10 protein-coding genes are annotated in these 13,066 nt (G+C 58.3%); 6 read left to right on the top strand and 4 right to left on the bottom strand.

The genetic code is table 11. The annotated features are described in order from the left end of the window. Nucleotides 1-180 precede the first annotated feature (180 nt). Nucleotides 181-666, top strand: coding sequence for a helix-turn-helix transcriptional regulator (locus tag VO84_RS14250; RefSeq protein WP_058188254.1), 486 nt, complete (start codon nucleotides 181-183; stop codon nucleotides 664-666). Between the two features lie 131 nt (nucleotides 667-797). Continuing rightward, complete coding sequence (locus VO84_RS14245) at nucleotides 798-1,349, top strand: DUF4199 domain-containing protein (protein ID WP_058188253.1); 552 nt, start codon at nucleotides 798-800, stop codon at nucleotides 1,347-1,349. A 69-nt stretch (nucleotides 1,350-1,418) separates the two neighbouring features. Here VO84_RS14245 and tldD read toward each other — a convergent pair whose 3' ends face one another. After that, nucleotides 1,419-2,885, bottom strand: coding sequence for a metalloprotease TldD (gene tldD / locus VO84_RS14240; RefSeq protein ID WP_058188252.1), 1,467 nt, complete (start codon nucleotides 2,883-2,885; stop codon nucleotides 1,419-1,421). A gap of 343 nt (nucleotides 2,886-3,228) precedes the next feature. On the opposite strand from tldD, the gene VO84_RS14230 reads away from it, so the two are divergent. Beyond that, a complete protein-coding gene (locus VO84_RS14230; RefSeq protein WP_058188250.1) occupies nucleotides 3,229-3,765 on the top strand; it encodes a YfiT family bacillithiol transferase in 537 nt (178 codons plus the stop codon). Further along, entirely contained in the window at nucleotides 3,705-5,414 is a 1,710-nt protein-coding gene (locus VO84_RS14225) for a PDDEXK family nuclease (protein WP_231737940.1), read from the top strand. The genes VO84_RS14230 and VO84_RS14225 overlap by 61 nt, the downstream gene beginning before the upstream one ends. 54 nt (nucleotides 5,415-5,468) lie before the next feature. Here VO84_RS14225 and VO84_RS14220 read toward each other — a convergent pair whose 3' ends face one another. Both VO84_RS14220 and VO84_RS14215 read right to left on the bottom strand, forming a co-directional pair. Further along, entirely contained in the window at nucleotides 5,469-6,224 is a 756-nt protein-coding gene (locus VO84_RS14220; protein ID WP_058188248.1) for an SDR family oxidoreductase, read from the bottom strand. A gap of 50 nt (nucleotides 6,225-6,274) precedes the next feature. Beyond that, nucleotides 6,275-7,342 (bottom strand): threonine aldolase family protein, encoded by a 1,068-nt coding sequence (locus VO84_RS14215; protein WP_058188247.1) that lies wholly within the window; start codon nucleotides 7,340-7,342, stop codon nucleotides 6,275-6,277. Between the two features lie 104 nt (nucleotides 7,343-7,446). On the opposite strand from VO84_RS14215, the gene pstS reads away from it, so the two are divergent. Beyond that, entirely contained in the window at nucleotides 7,447-8,874 is a 1,428-nt protein-coding gene (pstS, locus tag VO84_RS14210; protein WP_231737938.1) for a phosphate ABC transporter substrate-binding protein PstS, read from the top strand. A gap of 11 nt (nucleotides 8,875-8,885) precedes the next feature. Here pstS and VO84_RS14205 read toward each other — a convergent pair whose 3' ends face one another. Further along, the gene (locus tag VO84_RS14205) at nucleotides 8,886-11,057 is read right to left on the bottom strand and encodes an OPT family oligopeptide transporter (RefSeq protein WP_058188246.1); all 2,172 of its coding nucleotides are present in this window, start codon (nucleotides 11,055-11,057) and stop codon (nucleotides 8,886-8,888) included. Between the two features lie 223 nt (nucleotides 11,058-11,280). Here VO84_RS14205 and VO84_RS14200 point away from each other — a divergent pair, with 223 nt between their 5' ends. Further along, nucleotides 11,281-12,960: a S53 family peptidase gene (locus VO84_RS14200; RefSeq protein ID WP_058188245.1), complete on the top strand. Its 1,680-nt coding sequence runs from the start codon at nucleotides 11,281-11,283 to the stop codon at nucleotides 12,958-12,960. Nucleotides 12,961-13,066 lie beyond the last annotated feature (106 nt).

Below are 13,066 nucleotides of genomic sequence, written 5' to 3'. Positions count from 1 at the left end.
GACCGGCTATCTGCCTCTTACGACGACCGTCATGCGGTCCAGCTTAATCGTCGGCATGCCTACGCCTTTCCTGAAGGAGATTTTGCACGAAAGGACTATGGACGGAAGTAATGCTTGTGCAGGAGCCTTGAGGTCTGAGGAGCCGGAGTTGGCGGAGATACACTTCTTTACAAACGCGTTATGAAGCGCCATGTTCTCATCTTCGGTCTCGTGGGCGGCCTGCTCATTGCCACCCTGCAATACACCGAATACCGCTTCGTCGTCATTGAGCACTCCATTGAGCTTTATGGCGCGCTGGTCGCTGTCCTTTTCGCGGCTTTCGGCATCTGGCTGGGGCTGCGCATTACGCGCAGGCGTGAGATCGTCCGCGAAAGGGTGGTGGTGCGGGAGGTGCTTGTTCCCGCGGAGGCACCTGCCCCGCTTGCTACCGATACGGTTCCCTTTGCTCCCGACAGGGCGCAGCAGCGGAGTCTTGGCATCACGGCGCGCGAACTCGAAATCCTCGCCCTGGTGGCCCGCGGCTTCAGCAATCGCGAGATTGCCACTCAGCTTTTTGTTTCTGAAAACACCGTGAAGACGCACTGCGCCCGCGCCTTCGACAAACTGGGAGCTGCCCGCCGTACCCAGGCGGTGCTGCGCGGCAAAGAACTGGGCCTTTTGCCGTGACTGAGTCATCCGAAAGCACGATTTAGGCTTGAATCCCGCAAAATCATGCGAAAGTATGACGACATCCGGATCCGGTACACGGCATGGTGAGTTCATTCTGACTCGCACCTCACTCGCAACAGGAGCCTCACATGAAGAAAACCGTCCTTACCTTTGGCCTCATCGCCGGCCTTATGATCTCCGTCCTCATGGACAGCTCGCTTTTGCTTTCCAGCAAGATCGGCTCCGGCCACAGCATGGTTCTTGGCTACACCATCATGGTGGCGTCATTCCTGCTGGTTTACTTCGGCATTCGCAGCTACCGAGACAACACCCTGGCCGGCCGGATCTCCTTTGGCCGCGCCTTTACTTGTGGGCTCCTGATCACCCTGATCACCTGCGTCTGCTATGTCGCGACGTGGGAGATACTCTACTTCAACTTCATGCCCCACTTTATGGACGGCTACTGGGCCGCGCAGATTCACAAGGTCCAGTCCGCCGGACTGGATCCCGCCACCACGGCGGCGAAGGTAGCGGCTATTCAGCAATCTCAGCAGAGCTATCAGACCCCCATTATCAACATGGCCTACACCTTTATGGAGCCGCTGCCGGTTGGTCTTCTCATCACGCTCATCTCCGCTGCCATGCTGCGTCGCAAAGCCTCTGTTGAACCTGCTGCCGCCGCTGGAGCGATGACTGCATAAAGCAGAAAGGCCGGGGCGTGGGCTCCGGCCTTTCTGCTTTTGGATTGTGAGTTTACTTGCCGGAGGAAGCTACCTGCCTGTTCCGCCTACGGTCATGCGGTCCAGCTTGACGGTGGGCATGCCTACGCCTACCGGCACGCTCTGGCCGTTCTTGCCGCAGGTGCCGATGCCCTCGTCCAGCTTGAGATCGTGGCCGACCATGGAGACATACTTGAGCGCTTCAGGGCCGTTGCCGATGAGGGTGGCGTCGCGGACGGGGGCGGTGATTTTGCCGTCCTCAATGAGGTACGCCTCTGAGGCGGAGAAGACGAACTTGCCGTTGGTGATGTCGACGGAGCCGCCGCCGAAGTTTGGCGCGTAGAGGCCGCGTTTGACGGAGCGGATGATGTCTTCGGGCTCATCCTCGCCGGCCAGCATGTAGGTATTGGTCATGCGGGGCATGGGGATGGACTGGTAGTTTTCGCGCCGGCCTGAGCCGGTGTTGGCTGTGCCCATGAGCCGCGCTGAAAGCTTGTCTGTCAGATAGCCTTTCAGCACGCCGTTCTCGATCAGCACGGTTTCCTGTGTCGGCGAGCCTTCATCGTCCACGTTCAGTGAGCCGCGACGGCCGGCCATGGTGCCGTTATCGACTACCGTGACCTTGGCGCTGGCTACCTTTTGCCCGATGAGTCCACTGAAGGCTGAGGTTCCTTTGCGGTTGAAATCCGCTTCCAGGCCATGCCCTACCGCTTCATGCAGGAGAACGCCCGGCCAGCCTGGGCCTAACACCACTTCCATTTCGCCTGCGGGCGCATGCACTGCGCCAAGCTGCAGAATGGCGCCGCGCCCTGCCTCTCGCGCGAGGCCCTCCGGGCTTTTACTTCCTGTAAATTGTGCCAAACCAGCTCTGCCGCCTGCTCCAGCTGAACCCTTGGTTGTCAGCACGCCATCCTTGGCGATGACAAATGCATTCAGACGGCAGAGTGGCTGCGTGTCGCTGGCGAACGATCCGTCCGAGGCGGCTATCAGAATCCGGCGCAGCTCTTCACTGTAGCTGGCGCGTACCTGGGTGATGCGCGCGTCAAAGGCCCGCGCGGCGCGGTCAACGCGCAGAATCAGCTCCAGACGGGCTGCGAGGTCGAGATCGAATCCGCCGAGCGGGACGGGGTAGAGGTCCGCCGCTGGAGCTTCTGTAAACCCCTGAATTGGCTGCTTTGACGGTCCGGAGGCAATCAGGGCTGCGGTCTTTGCCGCGTGGAGCAGTCGATCGGGATTGAGGTTGTCAGTGTAGGCGTACCCTGTCCGTTCGCCGCTCAGGACGCGGATTCCGCATCCGGCGCTGGTGCCCTGGCTGGCCGACTTCACAATCTGCTCGTCTACGCCGAGGCTTATGGCCGTCACGGACTCAAAATAGAGGTCCGCGTAATCGCCGCCTGCTGAAAGAGCTTCGCCAAGACAGCGTTCCAGGAGCCGTTCCGTAATGCCAAATTTCTCGAAAAAATAACGCTTGTGGCCGGAGTTGGATTCGGGATGGGGGGATGGTTCCGGAATACTCATCGTGCTTTAAGTTTACGCCTGTTCCAGGTTGCTTACTTGATTCCACGCCATCAAAACTGCATCGTCCGCTGTATTCCGCTCTCTATCGGTGAGTGCTACAGTCACAGTATGAAGAAGCTGTTTGTCTCCTCCCTGCTTGTCCTGGTGCTTGCGGCCGTTGCCACGCCTGCGTTTGCTGCACATCATCACCATCACCACTATCATCACCATCACCACGCCGCGTAACCCTGAGCCGACTCCCAAAGAAAGACCGGAGTCGGCGCCAGGCGGCCTAATTCCAGTTGAGACGGGCGCTGCTATTGGCTCTCGCGCTTATGTGGCGTGCTCATGGTAAGGTTTGCTCATGACCTCCCCCACGCTGGTTTTGGAAGACCTGCGCTATCCAATTGGCCGCTTTGATGCTGCTGCAGTCATTTCCACACGCGCGGAGCAGATAGAAACCCTCCGGCTGTTTCCTCTGCTACTCCGCGCCGCTGTTTACGATCTGAGCGACGCCCAGCTCGATACCCCATATCGCGAAGGCGGCTGGACTGTTCGACAGCTTGTGCATCATATAGCGGACAGTCATGCCAACGCTTATATCCGCTTTAAGCTTGCGCTGACCGAAGACAACCCCATCATTAAACCCTACGAGGAAGCTGCCTGGGCTATGCTGCCCGACAGCAGCCTGCCTATCGATCCCTCTCTGATGATTGTTGACGGTGTTCATGCGAGGCTGGTCGCGCTGCTCGAGTCTCTGCCGGAAGGGGAGTTCGAGTGCACCTTCCAGCATCCCGAACGCGGCCCGATGACCGTTGAGCGCAACCTGGCCTCATACGATTGGCACGCACGCCACCACCTTGCGCATATCACGACGCTTCGCGAACGGATGGGCTGGTAGCTCCGATGGCCTTGGCAGGCAAGGGCTCGTCACTGGGTGCTCGCAAGAGCAGCAGTACTGTGCGGGAAAAGATGTCTGGGGAAGAGATTGCGCCGGAGAAGCTGGCGCGTGAGCTCGAAGAGTACTTTGCGGCGCATCCCGAGGCTGCCATTCTTGAGGAGGGCCGCGGACTCTTCGATATGCGGCTGGCGCGGTACTCCGTTACTGAATCGCATGGGCGCTGCCTGCTGCAACTATGGAGCGATGAGCGCAACCTTATGCGTACCGTGGTCGGAGTGGAGCATCGCGCGCAATCGCTTCGCATTCTGACGCGCAAGATGGGCGCAGCTAAGCCGCAAGCGCTTGAGATTGTTCCGAACAGTGACCGCCGGACGCCAACTGCTCGCGAAGCCGCGCGCCGCAACTACCAGCGACTGCTGGAGCGCGTGCTTTCGCGAAGCTTTATTGGATTCAAGGTGGATGGGCTCCGGAATGCGATGGACCTGGAGCACAGCTTCGGTCCTGCGTATGTGCGCGGCCGCTTGCTCAAGGGCACGACGGCCGAGGCCGTGATCGGGGCCGGGGAAGATGAATCCAGCGCGATCGTCGAAGGCATTCTCACTCTTGGCATTCTCTGGCTGGATTATTGCCGCCAACACTCAGATGTTCGCCGACACTTTGGCGGGCTGAAGATCATTGTTCCGGCAAATACATGGCGCGTGACTGCGGAGCGTATGGCGTGGCTCAACCATGCTGCTGCGAATTTTGAGCTATACACGCTGGATGAACGGAGCGAAGAGCTGACTCAGGTTGACTTCCGCGACACCGGAAACGCATCGTCACGGTTGATGCAGTCCTTCTCCGTGCAGGCTGCTGTGGAGCGCTGCCAGTCCGGGATTGACCAGATATTTGCATTGCTGCCAGAGGGCGGCAAAAAACGCACGGAGGTGCAGGCTCGCTCTGCCGGTGAGGTCTCGCTTGCGCTTCATGGGCTGGAGTTTGCGCGTGTGCGCTGTGGATTTGCTGCTAATTCCTTTGTGCAGCAGAATGAGATCAGCTTTGGCGCGGGTCCGCATGAAACTCCGCTAACCGAGGAGACTGAGCCCCTGGCCCGCGAGCTTTTCACGCGGCTTTTTGCGAGCCGGCATTCCAATGGCGATCACAAAGATCCACTCTTCCGCATCCAGGCTGAACGATGGCTGGAGTCGCGCCTGCGCCACGAGCTGCCTGAGCTTCTGCCGGGTCTGCGCGGCGAGCTGATCTATTCGCAGGTGCCTGCGCTTTCCTCGGGCGACCGTGGGATGCTGGATATTCTTACGATCGATCGCAATGGCCGCCTCGTGGTGATGGAGATCAAGGCTCATGAGGATCTCCATCTTCCGATGCAGGCGTTGGATTATTGGATCCGTGTGCGATCTCTGAATGCTGACCGTCCGATTGGCGGGGATGGCAATGCTCTGTCCGCGTTTGAGCGGCATGGCTATTTCGATGGAGAGCGTGTTTCGCAGCTGCCGCCGCGGCTGCTGCTTGCTGCGCCGGCTTTGCGGATTCATCCGGCGAATGAGCCCGTGCTGCGCTATTTTTCGCCGGAGATCGAATGGGAGCTGATCGCGCTGAATGAACATTGGCGCGAGGAGCTTGGTATTGTGTTTCGCAAACGCAGTGCATGAGAGAAGCGCGCCGGAGATTTGATCGGACGCGCTGATTGCTACCTATTGTTCGTGCTATTCGAAGTGCTGCGCGTTGAGAATGCCGAAGACCTTCTCGTATTCACCGCGACTTGCTGCCTGGCTCAAGAACTTGACGCGCTCAGTGGCAATCTCTGGTGGCGTGGGCTGGGTGGTGAGCAACGCGATTGTCTCGGCGATGAAATCCGTGAGCGGCATGGCGCGTGGATCTTTTGCTCCGCCCATCAAGTCTGTCTGCACATAGGGCGGAATGATTTCCAAGACCTCAATCTTTGTCGCCTTCAGCTGTTCGCGCAGAGATTGCGTGTAGGAGTGAATCGCTGCCTTTGTGGCGCAGTAGGTGGGTGTGGCCGACAGGGGCACAAATGCGAGGCCTGACGATACATTGATGATTGTCGCGCCGGGCTGCTGCTGGAAATGCGGAAGCAACGCTGCGATAAGCCGGATTGGACCGAGGAGATTTGTCGTCACGATTGCCTCAGCATCCGCGAGATCCTCGGGCTGCTCCAGCAACTTTTCCGGACGCATGATGCCCGCGTTGTTGATGACCACATTCAGCTTGGGGAATTGGGCCAGCAACTCGGGCACGAAGGAACGAATGCCGCTTGCCTGCTCGATATCAAAGACCATGGAACTCATGCCGGGATTGGCCGCTGTTGTCTCGTCCAAAACGCTGCGCCGCCGGCCGGCGATGATGACGTGATTGCCCAGCTTTTGCAGCTCCTCGGCCAGTCCGCGGCCGATGCCTGATCCGCCGCCGGTGACCAGAATTGTGTTCCCACCTGGATTCATTTCTGATTCCCTCCCCGAGAATCATACGTCCGTAATTTCCCTCGCGCAGGTCAGTTTCCAGCGCCTGCGCATTCGCGAATGTCGGCTGCCAATTCATCCACGCGTTTGAGACTCGCATCCCAGGCAAACATGAATCGCGCTGCGCCACCTATGAAGGTGTAGAAGCGCCAGCCGCGCGCTCGCAGCTTGTTGAGAATTTGCTCTGAAGCCAGCAGGAATACGCCGTTGGCTTCTACCGGCGAACTGATTTGTACGCCGGGAATTCCTTCCACCTGTCGCGCGAGGTGCTGGGCGCAGGCATTTGCATGACGAGCGTTTTTGAGCCATGCGCCTGTCTCCAGCATCCCGACCCATGGTGCGGACAGAAAGCGCATCTTGGAAGCTAGCTGGCCTGCCTGCTTGCAGCGATAATCGAAATCCTCTGACAGCTTGCGATTGAAGAAGATCACTGCTTCGCCTACTGCCATTCCGTTCTTTGTGCCGCCGAAGCAGAGCACATCCACGCCGCTCTTCCATGTCATCTCTGCCGGTGTTTCACCTAGATAGGCGCAGGCATTTGCGAAGCGCGCACCGTCCATGTGCAGTGAGAGGTTGTGCGCTTTACAGGCCAGGGCGATTGCCCTTGTCTCGGCTGTCGTATAAACGCGCCCTGTCTCAGTCGATTGCGTGATGGTGACGACGCGCGGCTTGGGATAGTGGATATCCTGGCGTTTGACGGCCAGTTCATGAATCTGCTCCGGCAATATCTTGCCATCGTCTGACTGCGCGGCCAGAAGCTTGGAACCATTTGAGAAGAACTCCGGTGCGCCACACTCGTCTGTCTCGACGTGCGATGAATCGGCACAGATGACGCTGTGATAGGACTGACACAGCGAAGCCAGAGCCAGCGAATTGGCGGCTGTCCCATTGAAAACGAAGAAGACATCGCAGTTGGTCTCAAAGAGCTTGCGGAAGGCATCTGCTGCGCCCTCGGTCCAGATATCGTCACCGTAGGCGGGGGCAAAGCCGCGATTGGCTTCGTCCATGGCCGCCCAAGCCTCCGGACAGATGCCCGCGTAATTGTCGCTGCCGAACTGTTGCTCTGTTGAGGCCGTCGAAGGGGAAACCGTTGTGCTCATCTTGCTTTAAGAATAGCGCTGGAAGCGCCCGGCTCATACCGGCATGAGAATTCACAAAACAGGCATAAAATGTATTGCACTCTACTTTTAGAGGCTCATTCTCCGTGCTGAATACGATTTTTGGACGAATCATTCTGGCGGTGGCCGCGCTGGCCGTAGTTCTTCCCTCATTTGCCCAGTCTGCCGCTCCCGCGCAGCTTCACACGATTCATGTGGAAGGATTTGGCCAGGGGAGCAATGCCGCGGCGCTGCGGGACAGGGTTGTAGAACGGCTTAACCATAGCGGTCAGATTCAAGTTGTGGACAACGCCTCTGCCTCGGATGCTGTGCTGCGGGGGGACTCGAATATCTGGGCTACTGGTTCGGTGGTTATGAACCCGCGCTCAAGCGCCTCCCGCCAGACGGATTATCAGGGTTATCTTTCGCTGGAGCTTGTCGACAAGAATAACCAACCGCTCTGGTCGTATCTTGTGACGCCGAGCCGCTTTCGCACGGACGGCATTATGCATGATCTTGCTGATCACGGTGCAGAGCGGCTGATTGACGCCGTGCGCTCAGGCTCGCTGAGAGCCGATTTGCCCGCAGCCGGTGCAACCAAACATGTGGCACTGCGCGCTGCCGGCGCTACGCTTCCCCAGGTGATTTACCTGAAGTGGTTCAAGTCTGCCGGCATGGCTGTGAGTTATTACGCCGTTGGATCGGATGGAGGCATTGAACAGCTTGCCGCCGGCAAAGTTGATTTTGCTGCTTCCGACATGCCGGTCACGCCGGAAACAGCTTCCGCTTCCGTTGCCGTGACGAATTTTCCTACGCTTGCAGGCGGGGTGGTGCCTATTTACAACCTGGCTGGCGTGAGCGGTTCTCTGCGGTTTACGCCGCAGGTTCTGGCGGGGATTTACTCCGGTGCAATTCATTGCTGGAATGATTCGCGCATTCGTGCCGCGAATGGCGGCCAGCATTTGCCTGATGCGGAGATTACGGTGGTGCATCGGTCTGACGGCAGCGGAACTACGTTTGTATGGACCAGCTATCTTTCACTCGTCAGTCCGGGATGGAAAGCTGGCGCGGGCTCCGGCACGCATGTGATCTGGCCTGTGGGAACCGGCGCGCAGGGCAGCGATGGCATTGCGGCAATGGTTCAAAAAACGCCTAATTCCATTGGGTATGTGGAGCTGATTTATGCGATTCAACATGAGCTGAATTATGCGGCTGTCGAAAATCCGGCGGGACAGTTCATCAAGGCTGATCTGGCCAGCATTACAGCTGCTGCGCAGTTTGCGAGTGAGAATTCCGAGAAGGGTTTCCGGTTTTCCATTTTGAATGCGCCGGGCAAATCGGCTTATCCCATCAGCACGCTTACATGGCTGCTGGTGCCTTCACAGGGGCTCGATGGACAGAAGAAAGAGGCTGTCTCTTCCCTGCTCCGGTGGATGCTGACTGCGGGACAGAAGGATTGTGGTTCGCTTGGGTATGCGCCGCTGCCGCGGGAGGTTGCGGTGCGGGCGCTGCGCGAGGTGGATGGGCTGAAGTAAGGCGCCGATGTTTACTTCTTCAGGGGCTTACGGGCGAAGTAATAGAGCGAATATCCGAGCAGGGCGAAGGCTAGCACTGAGACCCAGGTGTGATTGAGGAAGTTGGTCTCAGGGAAACGTACGAGGCCGTCTTTGCCCATTGCTGACAGGGCTACGCCCATCAGTCCGACGATGCCGCCCGCTGCTATGAGGCCGGAGGCGTAGAGCGATCCTGGTGAGATTTCGCTTTCGACCTCGGACGTATCGTCGCCTTCGCGCGCTGCTGCGCGATCGACGAGCCAGCGGACTACGCCGCCACAGAAGATTGCCAATGTGGTTCCGATGGAAAGATAGGAGCCTACGGCGAAGGAGAGCGAGCGGATTCCGAGCAGCTCTACGGCGATGACGAGGAAGACGCCCATCATCACAAGGCCCCAGGGCAGCTTGCGGCTGAGGATGCCGCTGATGACTGTGGCCATGAGACGGGCCTGCGGGGCGGCGGCTTTCTCGCTGCCGATGCCCTGAATCCACTGCACCTCAATTTTGCCTGTGGCTGGTGAATAAAGGTACTTGCCGTCTGCAAGCTCGGCTGAGCCTACAGAATTCAGCACCACGTATTCACTCTTATGATGGGTCGCTGTGCTCTTGTCGGCGTTGATGACCGGAAACTGCTCGGGCAGGTGCTTTACATCCTGCTGGACGGTTACGCCGGGATGCGATGCTGACAGATCCCAAGCCTCTGGCGCTGCTTTGAACTGCTGCAGGCCTGTATTCATGAGGTTGAGCGTGGCCCCGATTGCGAAGGTCGAGATGACCACGCCGATCATCAGCGCTACCTGCTGCTTCCATGGGGTTGCGCCGATGAGGAAGCCGGTCTTGAGGTCCTGAGAGGTGTCGCCGGAGTTGGATGCGGCGATGCAGACTACGCCGCCGATGGTGATGGCCAGCGCGCCGAAGGCCGGAGCGGTCCAGCCCTGCACGAGGAAGATGGCGGAGGTTGCCATCAGCGTGGCGATGGTCATGCCGGAGACTGGGCTGGCTGAGCTACCGATGAGGCCGACGATGCGCGAGCTGACGGTGACGAAGAGAAATCCGAAGACCACTACGAGCAGCGACGCCGCGAGGTTTGCTGCCCAGCCTACGAATGCGCCTGGAACCGGCTTGAACTCCAGGAAGACAAACATCAGTGCGACCAGGGCCAAAGAGCCGAAGACCACTACGCTCATGGAGAGATCGTCTTCAGTGCGGATTGGGGTCTTCTTCGCGGCACCGGGCTTCATGTTGCGGAAACCTGCGGTGAGTGCGCTCATGATTGTCGGGACTGTTTTGAGTAGCGTGATCAATCCCGCTGCGGCCACCGCGCCTGCGCCCATGGGCCGGATGTAGGTGGACCACAACTGGCTTGGGCCCATTTGTGAAATCGGAATTGTGCCTGGATAGATTGGATTTGGGAGTGATTTGCCGAAGAAGTAAATCAGGGGCATCAGGACCAGCCAGGAAAAGATGCCGCCGGCGAAGATCACGCCGGCTACGCGTGGGCCGATGATGTAGCCGACGCCGAGATATTCCGGTGTTGCGTCGGCCTTGATGGAGGCGCCCTTCAAGATGTTTTGCGGGCCGAAGTCGGGCTGGAACTCCGGTGTGCCGGGCCACGCTTTGAAGATGTTGTCATTCTGAAAGAGCGTGTACAGCGCGCCTAGCCCCAGGCCGAAAAATACCCGGCTGGCCAGCGATCCGCCTTTTTCGCCCGCGATCAGGACTTCGGCGCAGGCTGTGCCCTCTGGATATGGGAGAGCGCCGTGCTCCTGGACGATGAGCTGGCGGCGGAGGGGGATCATGAAGAGGACCCCGAGCCATCCGCCAATTAAAGCCAGCAGGAAGATGCGCGAATATTCCAGGTCAAAACCCAGGAATACCAGGGCTGGAAGGGTGAAAATTACGCCGGAAGCAATCGATTGGCCTGCATTGCCGGTGGTCTGAACAATGTTGTTCTCGAGAATCGACGCCTTGCCGAAGGCGCGGAGAATGCTGATGGAAAGCACCGAGATCGGGATGGATGCAGCCACGGTCAATCCGGCTTTCAACCCCACGTATACCGTCACGCCGCCGAAGATGATTCCAAAGAGCGAGCCGAGCAACAGCGCCCGGAAGGTAAGCTCAGGCCGGCTCTCATTGGCGGGCACAAAAGGCTGGAATTCAGACACGTGGGTTCCTCCGGGACATTTGCAAACTTCAGGTAGGGATTGCTGAAAGGCCGAGTTTAGCAGGGAGCGCCTGAGGTAACCAACAGAGGTACTAACGCCCGCCTAGTCCTTTCGTTCTTTTACATTCACCTCAAGTTCATGGAGAATTCATCCACGCTCAAGGCCATACTCGCCTGTGCGCGCAGTACCGTCAATCCTCAAATCACAGATCTGGAGGGATCCAATGCGAAATGCAGCAAGGTTTACTCTCACGCTTGCAGCGGTCATGTCGTCGGTGACAACCGCATCCATTGCTCAATCTGTCCTAACCCACCATGTCCGCGACTCCGTGATTACCGGAGACGCACTCTACGTTGAGCGAATGAATCCGGTTGAGGTTCTGCAGCTTGATCTCGTACTTCCCCTTCGGGATGCTGCGGGTCTCAAGCAGTTTCTGGCCAATGTCTACAATCCAAAGAGCTCTGTTTATCACCAATTCCTGACGCCGGCGGAGTTTACTGAGCGTTTTGGCCCCACACAGCAGGACTACGAGACCGTGCTCCAGTTTGCGAAGAACTATGGTCTTGAGGTTGTGGGCGGCTCCCGCGATGGCATGGAAGTGCAGGTCAAGGGATCAGTAGCTGCGATTGAAACCGCCTTTCACGTGAGCATGAGCAGCTATCTTCATCCCACGGAGGATCGCATTTTCTACAGCGCGGATCGCGAGCCTACGGTTGATCTGCCCTTCAGCCTCTGGCATATCTCCGGGCTTAACAACTTCTCTGTGCCCCACCCGCTCTACTCCAAACGCAGTGAAGTAGCCGCCGCCCGCGGGATTCAGGCTGAAGCGCTTGTGAGCCACGCTACTACGGGTTCCGGGCCGTCGGCTTCGTTCCTGGGCAGCGATATGCGTGCTGCCTATTATGGTGGAACTGCACTGACTGGCGCTGGGCAAAACCTGGGTCTGTTTGAGTTCGAAGGAACCGATCTTGCAGACGTGACGACTTACTACAAAAATGTCAAACAAACTAACAGCGTTCCCATCTCGCTGCTTTCGACCGATGGGACCAGTACGAGCTGCGTGGACTCGAGGGCAGGCGGACGCTGCGATGACACAGAACAGACGCTCGACATTACGCAGGCTGCCGGCATGGCTCCGGGACTGTCGAGCCTTGTCGTATATATCGGTTCCACGGACACGGCGATCATTTCTGCCATGACCACGCATAGCCCGCTGCCTACGACCATTGGCTGCTCGTGGGGATGGACGCCGGACGATCCGAGCACACTCGATCCGTATTTCGAGAAGATGTCAGCGCAGGGGCAGAATTTCTTTGCGGCATCGGGGGATGACTCGACCTGGTCCACCCGCAACGAAGCATGGCCTGCCGATGACGCCAATGTTGTCTCTGTCGGCGGTACGGATTTGACCACGGCTTCCGCCGGGGGAGCGTGGAAGTCCGAAACCGCGTGGGCTGATTCCGGCGGCGGCATCTCGCCGGACAAGATTGGTATCCCCTCATGGCAGGCGGCCGCAGGCGTTATCACATCCACCAACAAAGGCTCGACCAAGTACCGCAATGGGCCGGATGTTTCAGCTAACGCTAACTTTACCTTCTACGTTTGCGCGGACCAGACCACCTGCACAGCCAACGAATATGGCGGCACGAGCTTTGCTGCTCCCATGTGGGCGGGCTTTATTGCGCTAGTGAATCAGCAGCGAGTGGCCAATGGCAAATCGACCATTGGATTCATCAACCCTGCCATTTATTCCGAAAACTTGACCGCAGCCACTTACTCGGCTGATTTCCATGACATCACCAGCGGCAAATCCGGCAGCTACTCGGCTGTTACCGGATATGACCTTGTGACCGGCTGGGGCAGTCCCAAGGCTGCTCTCATTACGAAACTGGCGGCGCAATAAATGAACGCTGCGGTTCAACAGGAGAGCCCGGGCCTGTATGGTCCGGGCTCTTTTTGCTGCTTTCTATTTGGCGATTTCCGGGCCTACCGCATAAGGTGAACAACAG

Origin of the sequence: Occallatibacter gabretensis (assembly GCF_001449115.1) — a bacterium.
GTDB classification, from domain to species: Bacteria; Acidobacteriota; Terriglobia; order Terriglobales; family Acidobacteriaceae; genus Telmatobacter; species Telmatobacter gabretensis.
This window is presented reverse-complemented; position numbering and strand designations above follow the sequence as displayed.

Bases quoted from the DNA above. Each gene is read 5' to 3' on its own strand.
- VO84_RS14230 (WP_058188250.1), top strand. From the start codon at position 3,229: ATGACCTCCCCCACGCTGGTTTTGGAAGACCTGCGCTATCCAATTGGC.
- VO84_RS14245 (WP_058188253.1), top strand. From the start codon at position 798: ATGAAGAAAACCGTCCTTACCTTTGGCCTCATCGCCGGCCTTATGATC.
- VO84_RS14200 (WP_058188245.1), top strand. From the start codon at position 11,281: ATGCGAAATGCAGCAAGGTTTACTCTCACGCTTGCAGCGGTCATGTCG.
- tldD (WP_058188252.1), bottom strand. From the start codon at position 2,885: ATGAGTATTCCGGAACCATCCCCCCATCCCGAATCCAACTCCGGCCAC.
- VO84_RS14220 (WP_058188248.1), bottom strand. From the start codon at position 6,224: ATGAATCCAGGTGGGAACACAATTCTGGTCACCGGCGGCGGATCAGGC.
- VO84_RS14215 (WP_058188247.1), bottom strand. From the start codon at position 7,342: ATGAGCACAACGGTTTCCCCTTCGACGGCCTCAACAGAGCAACAGTTC.
- VO84_RS14250 (WP_058188254.1), top strand. From the start codon at position 181: ATGAAGCGCCATGTTCTCATCTTCGGTCTCGTGGGCGGCCTGCTCATT.